The organism is Paenibacillus sp. 05T425 (assembly GCF_056396205.1).
Genome location: NZ_JBFTLA010000005.1, coordinates 251,219 through 267,332, shown reverse-complemented (window position 1 = coordinate 267,332; position 16,114 = coordinate 251,219). Strand labels below are relative to the sequence as shown.

The 16,114-nt window shown below is 51.9% G+C and carries 14 protein-coding genes; 5 read left to right on the top strand and 9 right to left on the bottom strand.

Annotation, left to right across the window (positions count from 1 at the left end):
- Positions 1–5: 5 nt before the first annotated feature.
- The 8 genes from mutS to AC1DF0_RS13120 all read right to left on the bottom strand — a co-directional run bounded on the left by mutS (position 6) and on the right by AC1DF0_RS13120 (position 11,082).
- On the bottom strand, positions 6–2,669 hold the full coding sequence (gene mutS / locus AC1DF0_RS13155; RefSeq protein ID WP_477574302.1) for a DNA mismatch repair protein MutS: 2,664 nt from the start codon (positions 2,667–2,669) through the stop codon (positions 6–8).
- Positions 2,670–2,990: 321 nt separating this feature from the next.
- Positions 2,991–4,388, bottom strand: coding sequence for a putative amidoligase domain-containing protein (locus AC1DF0_RS13150; protein ID WP_477574301.1), 1,398 nt, complete (start codon positions 4,386–4,388; stop codon positions 2,991–2,993).
- Between the two features lie 421 nt (positions 4,389–4,809).
- Entirely contained in the window at positions 4,810–5,376 is a 567-nt protein-coding gene (locus AC1DF0_RS13145; RefSeq protein ID WP_337101436.1) for an outer spore coat protein CotE, read from the bottom strand.
- 312 nt (positions 5,377–5,688) lie between these two features.
- Entirely contained in the window at positions 5,689–6,654 is a 966-nt protein-coding gene (locus AC1DF0_RS13140; protein WP_442052595.1) for an aromatic acid exporter family protein, read from the bottom strand.
- Positions 6,655–6,693: 39 nt separating this feature from the next.
- Positions 6,694–7,491 (bottom strand): ABC transporter permease, encoded by a 798-nt coding sequence (locus tag AC1DF0_RS13135; RefSeq protein WP_442052607.1) that lies wholly within the window; start codon positions 7,489–7,491, stop codon positions 6,694–6,696.
- Positions 7,492–7,573: 82 nt separating this feature from the next.
- Positions 7,574–8,371, bottom strand: coding sequence for an ABC transporter ATP-binding protein (locus AC1DF0_RS13130; protein ID WP_477574300.1), 798 nt, complete (start codon positions 8,369–8,371; stop codon positions 7,574–7,576).
- Positions 8,372–8,408: 37 nt separating this feature from the next.
- Positions 8,409–9,410: an ABC transporter substrate-binding protein gene (locus tag AC1DF0_RS13125; RefSeq protein WP_477574299.1), complete on the bottom strand. Its 1,002-nt coding sequence runs from the start codon at positions 9,408–9,410 to the stop codon at positions 8,409–8,411.
- Positions 9,411–9,567: 157 nt separating this feature from the next.
- Complete coding sequence (locus AC1DF0_RS13120) at positions 9,568–11,082, bottom strand: carboxypeptidase M32 (protein ID WP_477574298.1); 1,515 nt, start codon at positions 11,080–11,082, stop codon at positions 9,568–9,570.
- A 138-nt stretch (positions 11,083–11,220) separates the two neighbouring features.
- Between AC1DF0_RS13120 and AC1DF0_RS13115 the strand changes: the two genes are divergently transcribed.
- Together AC1DF0_RS13115 and AC1DF0_RS13110 are read left to right on the top strand one after the other, a co-directional pair.
- Positions 11,221–11,547, top strand: coding sequence for an iron-sulfur cluster biosynthesis family protein (locus AC1DF0_RS13115; RefSeq protein ID WP_477574297.1), 327 nt, complete (start codon positions 11,221–11,223; stop codon positions 11,545–11,547).
- Positions 11,548–11,572: 25 nt separating this feature from the next.
- On the top strand, positions 11,573–12,145 hold the full coding sequence (locus AC1DF0_RS13110; RefSeq protein ID WP_442052590.1) for a beta-class carbonic anhydrase: 573 nt from the start codon (positions 11,573–11,575) through the stop codon (positions 12,143–12,145).
- A 29-nt stretch (positions 12,146–12,174) separates the two neighbouring features.
- On the opposite strand, the gene AC1DF0_RS13105 is transcribed toward AC1DF0_RS13110, so the two are convergent.
- The gene (locus AC1DF0_RS13105; protein WP_477574296.1) at positions 12,175–12,711 is read right to left on the bottom strand and encodes a DUF309 domain-containing protein; all 537 of its coding nucleotides are present in this window, start codon (positions 12,709–12,711) and stop codon (positions 12,175–12,177) included.
- Between the two features lie 153 nt (positions 12,712–12,864).
- On the opposite strand from AC1DF0_RS13105, the gene AC1DF0_RS13100 reads away from it, so the two are divergent.
- From AC1DF0_RS13100 to AC1DF0_RS13090, 3 genes are all read left to right on the top strand, one after another.
- Positions 12,865–13,281: a hypothetical protein gene (locus AC1DF0_RS13100; protein WP_477574295.1), complete on the top strand. Its 417-nt coding sequence runs from the start codon at positions 12,865–12,867 to the stop codon at positions 13,279–13,281.
- A 3-nt stretch (positions 13,282–13,284) separates the two neighbouring features.
- Entirely contained in the window at positions 13,285–13,563 is a 279-nt protein-coding gene (locus AC1DF0_RS13095) for a YxcD family protein (protein WP_337101446.1), read from the top strand.
- Between the two features lie 163 nt (positions 13,564–13,726).
- A complete protein-coding gene (locus AC1DF0_RS13090) occupies positions 13,727–15,655 on the top strand; it encodes a glycosyl hydrolase family 18 protein (protein WP_477574294.1) in 1,929 nt (642 codons plus the stop codon).
- Positions 15,656–16,114 lie beyond the last annotated feature (459 nt).

The following is a 16,114-nucleotide window of genomic DNA, read 5'->3' as shown; positions in this document are numbered from 1 at the left end:
CGCGATTAGTCGTTCAGCTTGCTCTTCATATCATTCAGCCATTGCATGGCTTGCATAGGCGTTAAGTTGAATAAATCCAGCTTGCGCAGCTGCTCGGCAAGCTGCTCCGCCTTCGGGCTCGCTTTGCGCTTAGCCGCTGGCGGAGGCTCGTCGAAGATTGACAGCTGTACGACGTCTGTCGTAACTGAAGAAACGACAGCCGGTTCGTAAGCGGCAGCAGATTCGGCTATTGCTTCGATTGATGGTACCGGCTTGCCAGCAGCAGGTATTGGTGTCGGAGGTACCGAATGCTCCGTATCCTCTAGCAGCTCATAGGCGCGGCCGATAATGGACTGCGGCAACCCGGCAAGCTGCGCGCAATAAATACCGTAACTCGTGCTCGCCGCTCCGGATATAAGCTTGCGCAGGAAGGTGACGTTGTCGCCGCTCTCCTCAACCGCCATACGCGCGTTCGCAAGCGCCGGCAACGAATCCTCCAAATGCGCAAGCTCATGGAAATGCGTCGAGACTAACGCTTTACAGCCGATATGATGATGCACATATTCGATAACCGCTTGTGCGATAGCCATGCCTTCACCTGTAGAAGTGCCGCGGCCAAGCTCGTCAATGATGACAAGGCTGCTTGCCGACGCTTTCTCGGTCATAATCTGAATGTCCTTCATCTCGACCATGAACGTGCTTTGACCGCCGATTAAGTCGTCAGCCGCGCCTATTCGGGTGAAGATCCGGTCGATAAGCGGAATAACCGCAGACTTGGCAGGGACGAAGCAGCCAATCTGGGCCATGATGCAGATGAGCGCAACTTGGCGCATATACGTACTTTTGCCGGCCATATTCGGTCCGGTAATGAGAAGCATCCATTGCTGCTCCTTGCGCAGCGATGTGCCGTTCGATATAAAAGGCGTACCGTCTATCATCGCTTCTACAACGGGATGGCGGCCGTCTTCGATCTGTAGGTCATAAGCCTCGTTAATTTGCGGCCTTGCGTATCGTCGCTCCGCGCTCACATGAGCCAGCGATTGATAAGCGTCAATCTCTGCGATAATCGCAGCAGCACGTTGAAGCCGGTGCAGATGCAAAGAAAGATGGTCGCGAAGCTCGATGAACTTCTCGTATTCCAAATCGACCATTTTGTCCTCGGCTTCGAGAATCAGACGTTCCTTCTCCTTAAGCTCCGGCGTCACGAAACGCTCGGCATTGGCAAGCGTTTGCTTCCGCTCATAACGTCCTTCCGGAAGCATGGCGAGATTCGCTTTGGACACCTCAAGGAAGTAACCGAAAACTTTGTTGTAGCCGATCTTCAGCGTCTTGATGCCAGTAGCTTCACGTTCCTGACGCTCCAGCTCAGCCAGCCAGCGCTTCCCGTTCGTGCTCGCTTCGCGCAATTGATCCAAGTAGTCGTCGTAGCCGGCACGAATAAGGCCGCCTTCACGAATCGTTACAGGCGGATCTTCAACCACAACCGTATCGATCATATCTGCCAAATCACCGCAATCGTCTACGCCTGCGACGAGCTCGCGAAGCACCTTAGAACCGGATTGATCGCATAATGCGGCTAATCCCGGTATGCGGCGCAACGAGCTCTTAAGCGCATTGAGATCGCGGCCGTTCGCGCTGCCGAACGCCACTCTGMCGACTAGTCGCTCAAGGTCGTAGATCGGCTGCAATTCAGTGCGAATATCTTCCCTTAAGATCAGATTGCGATAGAGCTCCTCCACCGCATCCAGCCTGGCATCGATAGCCGACTTGCTTAGAAGCGGCTTATCGATCCATCTGCGAAGCATCCTTGCACCCATTGACGTCTGCGTGCGGTCCAGCAGCCAAAGCAGAGACCCCTTCTTGGAGCGGTCTCGCACCGTCTCCGTAAGCTCTAAATTACGGCGAGTATAATGGTCCAAAATCATATATTGGTTCGGCTCATAGGAGCTGATCTTCTGAACATGGCCTAACGAGCGCTTCTGCGTCTCTTCAAGGTATCCTGTTAGGACGCTGATAGCTAGTAATCGCGCTTGCGAGAGACTCTCCAGCTCACCGGACTTGAATTGCTGCTGCAGCTTGTCCTGCTCCATCGGTTCGCGAGCAGTTAGCAGCAATTGGCGATTCCATACTGCCGCGCCTTGCAGCTTGTCCATCAAGACGGTATCGCCGACAATCTCGGCTGGTTGATATACGTTAATTTCGTCGATAAGCGCTTCAAGCTGATCGGGTACAGATGTTACGTATAGTTCGCCCGTTGACAAGTCGCATGCGGATAAGCCAAGCATTCCGCCCGACTGCACGACGGCAACGATAAAGTTATTCGACTTGCCCTCTAGCGACTTCGTCTCCATAACGGTTCCCGGCGTAATAATGCGAACAATCTCGCGCCGCACAACGCCTTTCGCAACCGCGGGATCCTCGACTTGCTCGCAAACCGCTACCTTATACCCTTTCTCGACCAGCCTGCTTATGTAGTTTTCCGCGGAATGATGGGGAACGCCGCACATCGGTATTTTTTGATCCGTGCCGCCTTCGCGGCCGGTTAACGTTATTTCCAGCTCGCGCGATGCGTTGATCGCATCGTCGAAAAACATTTCGTAAAAGTCGCCTAAGCGAAAAAATAAAAACGCATCCTTCGCTTGCTCCTTAACAGCAAGATATTGTTGAATCATCGGGGTATAGGTTGACATTTCGAGCCTCCTCATGGGCAATGCGGGACAATGGCAATGTGAACCATTCTCCGAGTAACGTGAACAATAGACTTTTATTATACCAAGCGGAACAGATGTACGCCATATGCGCATAGAGAAACGGTGCGGGGAGAATAAGATGGAAATAACCGCTTAGAGGAATCGACTATCGTTCATATGGGGGTTTTAGGATGGGAAATGCGTCTTATTTCTGAAGCGAGGAACAATATATGAAGAAAGCCACCGCCTTCGCAACAAATTGTKAAAGAGGTGACTCGAGTATTGTTAAAAATAAATTTATGACAATAATAATTTACAACATTAATTTAGTGGGATGCGCCACTTCAAACGTATGTCCGCTTTCTCGTTCCAGCTCGCGCCGCGTCGGGCCGCATCCAGCAGCGGCTCGATGTACGGCGCGAGATCGCGCCAGCTCGCCGCGGCGGTTAAGCTCGCGGTAATTCCGTCCAGGCAGCCGGCAAGCTCTGCGCGGTCGCCGGCGTAATACGCTTCGACATACCGCTCCTCCAGAGCAGGTATGTATGGCAAGGTCCACGCCTCGCGCGCGCACAGCAGCGCAAGCGCGAAGGCGCCTTTGGCCGCTGCCGGCGAGACGAGCCAGCTCGGCAGCGTGCGGTACTCGAACCCGCCATGCGGCTGCAGGCGATAGTCCCCGAGCGTTCCGTAACGGGGACGGCGGCCTCGCCCGGCGGGGTCTTCGATGAGAGCGAGCGGGAATGCCGCGAAGCTGTCGAGCAGGCGGAGCAAGCGCGTTGTAAGCGGCGCTCCGCTGAGGTGGATGTGCCCGCCGAGCGCGAGCCCCGGCACGGGCATGGCTCCAGCGGCCCAGCGCAGCGATGGGTCGCCGATTCGCTGCGCGGCGCGGAGCAGCAAGCGCCGCACGCCCGCGGTGAGCGCGGCCGGGTCAGCGGCCGGCTCAGGGCGCAGCTCGGCGACGGGATACACGAGCCGCCGCCCGACGAGCATCGCGTCCGCGCCGGCCGCGCCGCCCGTATCCGCGCCGAAGAAGCGCGACGCCGCAGCCACCCGCCCTGCCGGCGTCACCAGCACAAACTCCGGATCGGCGCCGATCAGCAGCGGCCTCCGATCCGTCACCGCCGCCCTCTCCGCCGCATACCACGCGGCGAAGCGCTGCGCTGCCTCTGCCTCAAGCTGCGCATTCCGCAGCTGCGGCCATACCGCGCGGACGGCAGTGCGCCCGTCCCCGCCAAGCGCCACCTCGGCCTCGCCAATATCGAGGCCGAGGGCGTACAACCCCTGTACGGCGGCGCGTACAACCCGCCGAATGAGCGGATCGTCAGTCGCGACCTGACTGTCGATTACCTTACCCCCGCTGCCCTGCCGCTCCACGGATACTGCCTCAAGATGATATACCCGCACCAAGTAAATGCGAACACTCTCAAGCGGTTTAACGCCAATTAGACCTGCGCGCTTCCATATGCGCTCCCTATCCGCCTCTCCCATACGTGCAGCTTGAGCGGCTTTGGCATTAAGAACCCAAATAGGCTTGAAGCGGCTTTCGTCGAAGGGCCGCGAGTCATTCCAGACAATGACGGCGTCGCCTTCTTTCACAGCTATCCACCCCTGAGCCGACAGCGGCTTCCCTGCACGCTCGCCAGCTGAGCGATTCAGCTGACCGGTCGTATCTACCCGTTCCATTCGGTCGTAGTTGCCGCGCCATATCCAAGTCGAGCCCATCGTCTCGCCGCCTTTGCCGCAAATAATTGATCATAACTCCAGAGCCATAGCTACCACCCTTACAATTTAACTGGAATTGCTCCCGTTATTTGAGCGTGATTGCCCGCAATCTGTTCAATAACTGGATTTTCTCCCGTTAATTTTTATCGAAATGATCTATATGAGTGAAATGGACGAAATTAACAGGAGAATTTCCAGCTAATGTTCTTAAATGCTTGATACGATTCATATTAACAGGAGAAATTCCCGTTATTAGCCGCTTTGTGACGTTGGTTGGATGTTGGATTGACGTTGGTTGAGTGCTCACGATTCCGCCCAAATCCACGCTTACCTATAATTTTTCAAAAAAAAGAGGGCTTTCGCCCTCGACATACTGCTCGCGCAGCATATGATACTGTAGCAGTAGCGCTTACCCGCTTACTTAGAGCTCATCGTCCAGTAAATCTGGATCCAAATCCTCGTAGTCCTCATCGCCGCCGAGGCTGAATTCCAAATCTTTGCCGTCCAGGTCGTCGCAACCGCCTGGAATAACGGCGACGCAAACTTTAGTCTCGGCAATCATTTCTACCGAAAACTCCCGTTCAACCCGGATAACGACGCCTGAGCCGTTGGATGAAATGTTCGCTTCGATGCAGTTAGGTTCTTGCAGCACGTCTGCGGACACTTCTTCTGTCGCCGCCCTATGTTTAGGATCTACATAAGAGAGAGCGACATGCTCCACGTAATGTACGGATTCTTTAGCTACGTCTGTTTGCGAGTTTTTGCTGTACGAATACCAAATGTTGATATCGTAAGTACCGATTACCTCAATACCGTCGCCCGAACGAACCGCTTCATACTGATGGTTGATAATCCATGCTCCCAGAATACTGGTCGGATGATGAGGCGGCGTTACGGTATGGGTTACAGTGGAAAACTTACGACCTTTGCCGCAGACAGCTTTCGTAATGATTTCTCTGCACTGAAGCTGTTTATCTGCAATAGTCATTGATTTAACCTCCTCCATACAATCATTCATTTAAAGTGTATGCAGGACATTCGTCTAGGGTGACTGTTTCTTTTTCGGAAATATAAGATATATATAAGCGATATTCTTATATAACAGCTTATATTTCTTCGCGATCCTCGCAACGAATTTTCTCCCTCTATATGCTATGACGCCTGTTCGGACAAAATGACTTTTCTTTTTTTGAAATATAGGAAGGTATGAGTTTCACACATCCTTACGCCTCTATTTCACCGCGAAACGGAAGCTTATGCCTCCAAGGACGGCACAGAACCGAGCTGCGCAAAGACGCAGCTAACGGTTCGTGCTTAGCGAAAGCCGTTTACGCTTGAGTCGCTTGGCGATGGCCAAATATCTTTGCAGCTCGTGCAGCAGAGTCAGCAGTGCAGCTCTCACTTCGAATTCCTCGCGCGTTCTCGGAAGCTCCATACCTCGAAACCGCAGCGACAACTCCTGCAAACGAGTCTCGACCGAGCCTTCGTAAACCTCCGACTTCACGTCGGAGGCAAGCCGTTCGAGCAGCTCGGCAATAAGGACACCCTGCGGCCACTTCTCGTAGACAAAGGCCAGTTCGACTAGCATCTTCTGCACGGAATCTAGCTGCTGTCGTCTCATCTCGAAGTAAGTCGACCAATAGTGCTCCTGCCCCCATATCCGATTCTCGCGATTGCGAATGGAGCGCTGCGCGCCGTCCTCAATTGCCTGGAATGCAGCCAGCAATTCCTCACCGCCCCATACATGGGACGGATTGCGTAGCGTCAAGGCCATCTCTGTGAAAATAACGCTGAAATTGTCCTCGATTGCCAGCCGATTGCTCGTCAACTGCTTCTCGTCCTTCGGCATATAGACGAAGTTGAGCACGGTCGCCCAGCCGAGGCCAGCGAATAACAGCATAATTTCGTTGCCGATAATGGCTGACGTCACTTCTTCTCTGTTAAACAGATGGAAGACGATGACCGAGCTCGTTACGATTCCATCCTTCAGTTGGAAGCGTGAAAGAATCGGAAAAGTAATCAAGATGAAGACCGCAACCGCCCAGATTTGGAAACCGAACAGCGTGAAGATTAGCGATGCCAAAAAAAGTCCCAGAACCGAAGCAATAAATCGGACGATTGCGCTTTTCAGCCCTTTCATCCTCGTAACTTCGACGCCGAGAATAGCCAGAATGCCCGCTCCAAGCGGGGGCTCAAGGCCGAAATAGACGGCTGTGTAAATTGCTGCGATAGCGGCTAGCGCTGTTTTGACGACACGTATGCCCATAGTAAACTTCCTCGCGATTAGTAAGATGTTGACTCCATCCTACCTTTCGCGCCAGCCGGCCGTCAACCTTCTCTCCAGCGCGGCAACAAGCTGATACATAACCGTGGCAACCGCAGCGATCACGACAAGACTGGATAATACGAGCGTGAAGTTGAACACCTGGAAGCCATATATGATCAAATAACCGAGTCCGAGCTTCGCGACGAGAAATTCGCCAACGATAACGCCAACCCATGCGAGACCGACATTCACCTTGAGCGTCGAGATAATAACGGGAAACGACGCAGGCAGAATGACGAGCCTGAACAGCTGGCCGCGCGAAGCGCCGAACAGCCTGACGACCTTAATGAAGCCGGCGTCGATCTCGCGGAACCGGTTATAAATATTAAGCGTCGTAATAATAACGGTCACCGACAGCGTAACCGCTACAATCGACATGAAACCTGGCCCTAAACCGACGATAAAGATCGGTCCTAATGCCACCTTCGGCATACTGTTAAGCACAACAAGGTACGGATCGAATACGCGGGAGAGAAAAGGAAACCACCATAGAGCCGCAGCCATCGCCGTGCCGAGCAGCGTGCCAAGCGCGAACCCGACAACCGTCTCGCCTACTGTCATGCCGACGTGCGGCCATATCGAGCCATCGGACATCGTACGCCATAGTTGTGCAGCCATCTTAGACGGATAACTGAACAAAAGAGGATCGATCCATTTGTTTTTTCCCGCTGCTTCCCATAACCCTACAAATAAGACAAGCAGCACGACCTGTGTTACGGCTACCGCTGCTGACAGCTTACGCATCCTTATGCGGTAGCTCGCATGCAGAGCGCCCATCCAGCTCAGCCGATCTTCCTTCACGCCCGCGATTTGAACGTCGGCGGACTCATTCGCTCCGCTTGCTTGCCGCGTTTCGCGCTCATCCATTCCGAGTTCCTCCTTCGTCTTCCACTGCATCCAATTCCGCCCATAGCTGCTCGAACGTCGCTTGAAAGCTCGGCAATCTCCTTGCCGCCATCGGACTAACCCGGCGAAGCTCCTCGTCAATAACGACCTCGCATTTGATATGGCCGGGATTACGGCCAAGCACGATGACGCGATCGCTCATCGCGGCAGCCTCAGCAAGATCATGGGTGACAAGCACCGCCGTCTTCCCTCTGCGCGTAAGCGTTTCGTGCACAAGATCCTCTAGCTGCAGCTTAATATGCAGATCCAACGCTGAGAACGGCTCATCGAGCAGCAGCACCTCCGGCTCGGTGGCAAGCGTTCTTGCGAGCGCCACCCTCTGGCGCATGCCGCCGGACAATTCATGCGGATAACGCCGCCCAGAGTCCGGCAGCCCTAGTTCGGCTAACAGCTCATCGACGAGCGTCATCGCCTGCGGCGTCTTGCGGCCGCTGATCTCAAGACCGACAGCCGCATTATCGCGAATCGTACGCCAAGGGAACAGGAAGTCCTGCTGCAGCATATAGCCTACCTTCGGGGAAGGACCGGCGACAGCTTCGCCGTCAAGCAGCACTTGCCCCTTCGTCGGCGGGAATAATCCGGCAAGCAGACTCAGCACGGTCGTCTTGCCGCAGCCGCTCGGGCCGACGAGGCTAACGAACTCGCCTCGCTCGACACGAAGATCCAGCTGCTCCAGCGCAAGCGAAGCACCTTTCGCGTTCACATAAACATGAGATAGCTGCCGCAGCGCAAGTACGGGAACTATCGCCATATAACATCCCTCCTTTCTGCTATCCACATCACTTTGGTTATTTGATCGACTTCTCTGCAAAGCTCGTATCGACGAGCACATCATGTTCTGTACGCTTCTCAAGCTCGCCTGCCGTCGTAATGACGTCCAGCAAGTTATTCCATTCCGATTCGTCGACGATCGGATCGGTTGCGAATGAGCCTTGCTGCTTGTAGCGATCGATCGAACTTATGAGGATGTCGCGATCGACATTTTCAAAGTACGGCAATACAACATCGGCAATCGCTTCGGCGCTATTGTCCTTCACCCACAGCTGCGCTTTATGAACTGCATTCGTGAATGATTGAATCGTTTTCTCGTTCTTCTTGATATAGCTTTGTTTGGCCATGAACACGGTGTAAGGCAGATGCCCGCTTTCCGTACCGAAGGAGGCAACGACATGACCTTTGCCTTCCTTCTCGAAGATCGATGCCGTTGGCTCGAAGAGCTGGACATAATCGCCTGTTCCCGAAGCGAATGCAGCCGGAATATTGGCAAAATCAACGTTTTGGATCAGCTCTAGATCCGCTTGAGGATCGATTCCCAGCTTCTTCAGAGCGAATTCGCCCGCCATTTGCGGCATTCCGCCCTTCCTCTGGCCGAGGAATGTTTTGCCCTTCAATGTATTCCAGTCGAATGCGCTATCCGCCTCGCGGGCGACGAGGAATGTGCCGTCGGTTTGCGTCAATTGCGCGAAGTTAATGACCGGATCATCCGTTCCTTGCTGATACACATAAATCGACGTTTCCGAGCCGACAAGAGCAACGTCAATGACATTCGACAGCAGTGCCGTCATCGTCTTGTCGCCGCCTGGCGTAGTCGTAAGCTCAACATCAAGTCCTTCCTCCGTGAAATATCCTTTCTCTACCGCAACGTATTGCGGTGCATAGAACAGCGACCGCGTTACCTCGCCGATCCGGACTTTCGTTTTCTCCGAATCTCCTTTGCCACAGCCCGCAAGCACAGCCGTTATCGTAAGCACGACAGCTAGCAGCAGCGCTGTTATAATGCGTCTCTTCATACCAATCCCTCCGCCTTCATTCTCGTTAGTAGATGTACATCAGCCTATGCAGAAATACTCTGGGCGGTGAATCGGTCTAACATAAACAAAGATGGCAGTTCAAGGATTATCCTTGAACTGCCATCTTCGATTGTGCTCTTCTATATKAACGTGTTCGTTAGAGCTTATAGACTTCCGTATACTTGTTCGTTAAGTAACGAACAAGATGCTGCGGATCAAGCGGCTTGCCCGTTACGCTCTGAATGAGCTCCGACGGGGTACGCAGCTTGCCGTATTTGTAGATTCGCTCGGTCAGCCACTCCTTGATTGGCAGCAGCTCGCCCTTGCCTACAAGCGACCAGAAGCCGTCCAGCTCCTTCTCCATCGTATCGGCGATTTGCGCAGCGTACATATTGCCTAGCGAATAGGATGGGAAATAACCGAATGCGCCGCCGGACCAGTGGACGTCCTGTAATACACCTTGCGCATTGCTCGGAGGCGTAATGCCGAGATACTGCTTATACTTCTCGTTCCAGATCGCAGGCAGATCAGCCGCCTTCGCCCCTTCATTGAAGATAAGCTTCTCGATCTCGTAGCGGATAATTATATGCAAGTTATACGTCAGCTCATCCGCCTCAATCCTTATGAGAGAAGGCTGCACGACGTTGTTAGCGCGGTAGAATTCATCTACCGACACATCCAGTTGTCCAGGGAACTGCTTCTGCAGTTGGCTGAAGTTCTGTTCCCAGAACGGCCGGCTGCGTCCGATAATGTTCTCCCAGAAGCGGGATTGCGATTCATGGATGCCCATCGACGTCCCTGTGCAGAGCGTCGTTCCGATAAGCTCCGGCATAATATTTTGCTCATAGAGCGCATGACCGCCTTCATGAATCGTGCCAAACAACGCGCTTAGGACATCATCCTCTAAGTAACGCGTCGTGATGCGAACGTCGCCGGGATTAAGACCCGTTGCGAACGGGTGAGCGCTCTCGTCGAGGCGGCCGGCCTCGAAGCTGAAGCCCATCTGCTTCAGTATGTACTGGCTGAACGACTTCTGAGCTGACTTATCGAACTGCTGACGCAAGAACGAAGTATTAGGCTGATGAGGCGAAGCGGCAATCGCTGCCGCAAGCGGTACGAGCTGTTCTCTAAGGCCGCCGAATACGTGATCCAGCTCCTTGACTGTCATGCCGGGCTCGTATTGATCCAGCAGCGTGTCATACCGAGTCACCTTCGCTCCCCATAGATCGATGAATTGATTCGTATACGATATCACCTTCTCCAAGTAGGGCTGGAAGCCGGCATAATCATTATCCGCTTTCGATTCCTCCCACTTGGACTCGGCTTGCGATGAAATAATGACATATTCCTGATACAGCTGCGGAGGAATTTTTACACTACGGTCATAATCCTTGCGCGTCTCCGTCACAAGCTTCTGTTCAATCTCATTCAATTCGGCATATGCAGCATTCTGCTCTAGTACAGACAGCCATTCACCAAGCTCAGGCGAAGTAGCCAGCTTGAACATATCCCCGGATAATGCGCCAATCACTTCGGAGCGCGTATCCATTCCTTTGCGGGGCGCGCCCGTGCGCAAATCCCAGTAGAGGACGCCTAGCGCCTCTTCATAGCTCTTGAGCTTATGAATTCTTTCTTTAAAGCTGGTTAGCGCTTCTTTGGTTGATATTGACATCAGATTACCGCCTCTCTGCCCAATATTGAACTTGGATTCCATTAAACGGAACTTAACTTGATCTTACTTATTCCTATCTTTATAATCAACTTAAACCTACATAAAATGCAAGCGATAGATAGGAAGTGAGGTCATCATATGCATATTACATTCTCGAAGTCTGCTGCCGATAAGCTCGGCCCCTATTTATCCGACGGTACGAAGCAGCTTAAGCTGCTCCACGATACGGAAGGCTGCGGCTGCGTCGTTAGCGGCGTACCGGCCCTCCAGCTCATAGATAGTCCAAGTGTCGACGACCGCCAGGAGCAAGGCGATCCCCTTCCCTACTGGTTCGAGCCTCGCCATGAAGTGTTCTACGAGCCGAAGCTGCGTGTCGATTACGACCCGAATCGGGACAACTTCAGCTTGAAGAGCGACAATCAGATTTATACGACAAACCTGCGGTTTTTGAAGAGCAGCACATAATACACAGCTAATTGGAGGCAACACGATGAATAAGCTCGAATCCATTTTAGATTTTAACGGCAGCTTCGTTGCGAACAAGGAATACGAGCAATACGCGACGAGCCGTTTTCCCGACAAAAGAATGGTTATTCTTACCTGTATGGACGCTAGACTGACCGAGCTGCTTCCTAAGTCGATGAACCTGAAAAATGGCGATTCGAAAATCATTAAAAATGCCGGCGCTATCGTCACTCAGCCGTTCGGCAACATTATGCGATCAATCATCGTCGCAGTCTACGAGCTGCAAGCCGATGAAGTATTCGTCATTGGGCATCATAACTGCGGTATGACAGGCATCAACCCCGAAGAAATCATTCAGCATATGGTTGACCGCGGGATACCGATGGACACCATCAATACGCTTAAGCATTCCGGTCTTAACCTCATGCGCTGGCTGACTGGCTTCGACAACGTGAAGGACAGCGTCATTAACAGCGTTAACATTATTCGCAACCACCCGCTTATGCCTAGAGCCGTACTCGTCCACGGACTCATCATCGATCCTGAGACGGGCGCGCTCGAGCTCGTAACGGAAGGCTTGCCGAAAGATAAAGAGTAAAAGCAAGCGCAGCGGCTGTCCAATACGGACTAGCCTCTGCGCTCTTTTTGTTTCGCTTGCAGCGAAATCTCCCGGGCTAGAATAACCTCGCTCCGGTCACGAAGCTTATGGCGATGAATAAGGGCTTCGTTCGTTAATGGACTTGGTTCTCCCCATCTCACCCCGCGCTTTGCGCATTCTTCTTCACAAAGCCTAGCTACCTCTTCCGACGCAATCGGTAAGTCCATGTCCGCATAGACATGAACAAAACTCTGCTCTCCCAACCCACTAAGCCGTTCGTCAATCATCCCAATCAACGGCTCGCGGCTTAGACCAAGCGGAAGCAAATCAGATCCCGCTAATCGCAGACGGGATTGCTCCAGCATCATCCATGCTCCCTTGCGATTGCCTCTTCTTTCATGGTAAAGACCCACTGCTAATTGAATTAAGCCGACCCATATATCCGACATGCCGTCATTCGGGTGTTCTTTCCAATACTCTTCTAGCAGTTCATGGCATTCAAAATAATCCCTTGTTGCATGAAACTCAACCAAATAGGAAACATAGGAATCAGGAATCGTATTCATTCGAACCTCCTGCATAAGCGATCAGTAATAATGACAAGCAACCTCCGTATATATTAGCTGTAATTGCTTATGTTAGCAATGTGCTTAGTGTTTAACTTGCTCACGCCGTCGCTTTGGCACCGTACCAAAAATCGCATCCAAGGAGAACTTGATATGAAAAAAGGAATACTGATGCTCATGGCCCTGTCGATCGTTATGACAGTCGGCTTCCATTCAACTGCTGACGCTAAACCAAGACGGAGCATCAAATCACCAAGGCAAAGTTATACGGAGACCCCAAAGAAAAAGGACAATACAAGCCAGACGAATAACGGAGCGCGTTCCGGAGCTGCGACCGGAGCGGGGCGAACGGGATTTTGGAGCGGTGGCAGCTTCTTCCGAGGATTAATGGTCGGCGGAATTGCCGGACTGCTGTTCGGCAGTTTGTTCAGCGGTTGGGGCGCCTTCGGCAATCTGCTCGGATTGCTCATAAACGTAATCGCGATTATCGCCGTCGTTATGATTATACGCGCTATATGGAACAATTTCCGACATAATCGCAGGCGGCCTGACGATAGGAGTCGTTACTAGCGCGTGCGTCTTTATACGGACGAGATATTAAATGCTGTCTGCCTCCATTATGCCGATCGCAGAGGGGTTAGCCCTACGGACGTGGAGGTTCAGCTCTCATGGGAGGAGCAATACGGTTTTACAGCCGAAGTGTGGGTCAAGGGCCGAAGCCAATACATTCTTGAAGCGAACATTATTGAAGCAATCGAGCAATACATGTATAAGCAATATCATCGTCGCGTGTTCCGATCCGATATAAAACTGGATGCGGACGAGGAATTTTGGGTCGATATTGCAGATTAGTAATGGTATAGCTGAATTCAGAACAGAGCGAATCCGCTCTGTTTTTTTTCTTTCATGATCAACTAGCAATAATTACCGCCAAACTTTTCATAGATTAGGAGCAACTCCCCTCCTCTTCCAGCGTCTAACTAAACGGACAACTGAGAGGAGAGTGGCAAATAGAGTGTTAAAAAAGAAGCTGATCGCTGCAGTTACGTTGCTGCTGCTGAGCAGTTCGCTGCTGGCTGGAACTTCGGGGAGCGGCGTTGCTGAGGCTTCTGCAAGTCTCGTAACGAAATACCGCGTCTATCAGAACGACCAAGCACTGCGGGAATTCCCGACAGAGAGCAAAGCGATTGCCTATGCAAAAAACGTCAGCTACAGCCATGTAGAAACCATTACTGGACGTACCTGGGTGTGGGACAATCTCCCTCGCTACAAAGTGTACAAAAACGGCATCTCGTCAAGCGCATGGGAATACCGGACATATGAGCAGGCGCTGGCATTCGCTAAGACACAAAGAAACGTACATATTCGCGATTTGGAGAACATTGGCTGGAAGTATGCGAATCATGCCAAGTTCAGATTGTATCAAGGTGACAAGACACAGCCGATATGGACGTTCACGACCATTGAGGCAGCGATCCAGGAAGCAAAGAAGTGGAGTAACGCACATATTGTCGATTTAACGAAAAACGCTTGGGTATGGGACAACTTAACCGCTGCCCAGAAGAAGGATCAGCGCGCTGCAGCAGCCGTCTATCAAATTAGCGTTGACGGTGTTCCAGCGAACAACGGCAAGCTGTACGGCTTCCTCTATGACGCCATCAAAAGTTCGTCTGTAATTCTAGGAAGTGAAGTCGTCAATACTGCGACAGGCATCGTACTCCATTCCAACGTGCTTGCCTACGAGGTTATTCAGAACGGCAAGCTTATCGGTGCTTTTATTAACCTAGATGACGCAGTTGCACTAGCAAAGAAAACGCCGAATGCTGAGGTCATGTACAAAGACAATGTATGGTGGTCAGGTGTTCCGTATCTTACTGTATTCCAAGGCGACAAGAAGCTTCGTTCGTTCAACACTCGTTCGGGCGCGATCGATTTTGCTAAAAAATACGCAAACGCCTATGTCCGTACGTCAGACGGTCGCAGCGTATGGAACAACGCTAAGTCGCTCGTCTACTTGGCTTGGAATGGCAGCGCATCTAGCAGCACCGTGTTAAGCCATGTTGCGAACACGCAAGGCTTGTCGATCGACTCGCCAACATGGTTCGAACTCACCGCCGCTGATGGATCGATTAACGATACATCAGACGCCGAGCTAGTGAAGACGCTTAAGGAGCAAGGCATCCGCGTCTCACCGCTTGTCCATAATCAGTTCAACCGGAAGATGACGACAGCATTCCTACAGGATAAGGCAGCACAGCAGGCTTTCATTACTAAGCTCGTTGGACGTTTATCTGAAATTAAGGCATTTGGCCTTAATCTGGACTTCGAAGAAGTAGCCGGCGCTGATCGTGCCAGCTATACTGACTTCGTTAAGACGCTTACGAAGGCAGCTCATGCCAAAGGTTTGAACGTATCCATCGACTTGCCGAGAGGCAGCTTAAGCTGGAACCATCTTACCGCATACGATCATACGGCATTATCTGCAATTGTAGATACGATAATCATTATGGCGTACGACGAGCATTGGAGCGGCAGTGATACGCCGGGATCCGTAGCAGGTCTTCCTTGGGTAGAGGAAGGCATCAAACAGTTTCTCGGTTACGGCATCCCGCGAAGCAAGCTTATGCTAGGCATTCCGTTCTACGTACGCGAGTGGAAGCTGGACGCCGCTGGCAAGCTGGTTAGCAACCGTGCCGTTCTTATGAAAGATATTCCGGCGCTAATCGCGGATAACAAAGCAACAGGCGTTCCAAATGCAGCGTCTGGGCAAATAAAATACAAGTATGTGAAGGATGGCTTCACCTACCTGTTCTGGGCAGAGACTACTGAAACAACTAAAGCACGCGTCGCGCTAGCAACCAAATACGATTTAGCAGGCGTCGCAGCTTGGAGACTCGGCTACGAAAGCGCCGATCTTTGGACCATGATGCTTCGAATGAAATAAGAATAGGAGCTGTACCGGAAGCCACTGTTGGCATCGGTACAGCTCTTATTTTTTGATTATCAGTTATGTAATTTTCAATTGAAAGTTAAATATTCATTATGGCTTCAGCGAAAGCAACGGTTTTTAATAAATCAGCTTATTCCTCGGACGTTGCCCCGTCTTACACGCTCCAGCATGCACCCATTGTCGTTTCCACATAAAGACTTTGTCTAAGACCCAATCACCATAAGTCGGAAAATCTTCTGCGGCCGAAGGAGCTATGTGCAAACCTTTATACAAGGAGCAGAACAAAAAGTCTTTAATCAAGAGAGATCTCATCCCTTAATGGAATACCTGGTTGCACACACTGTTCAAGAAACGCCTGCCATTGTACATGATCAAGGTTTTATACTCTGTAACCAATTCGTTGCCTATTTTCAACACCGCGTCTCCAAAGCTTTCTGAATAACTTTTAAATCC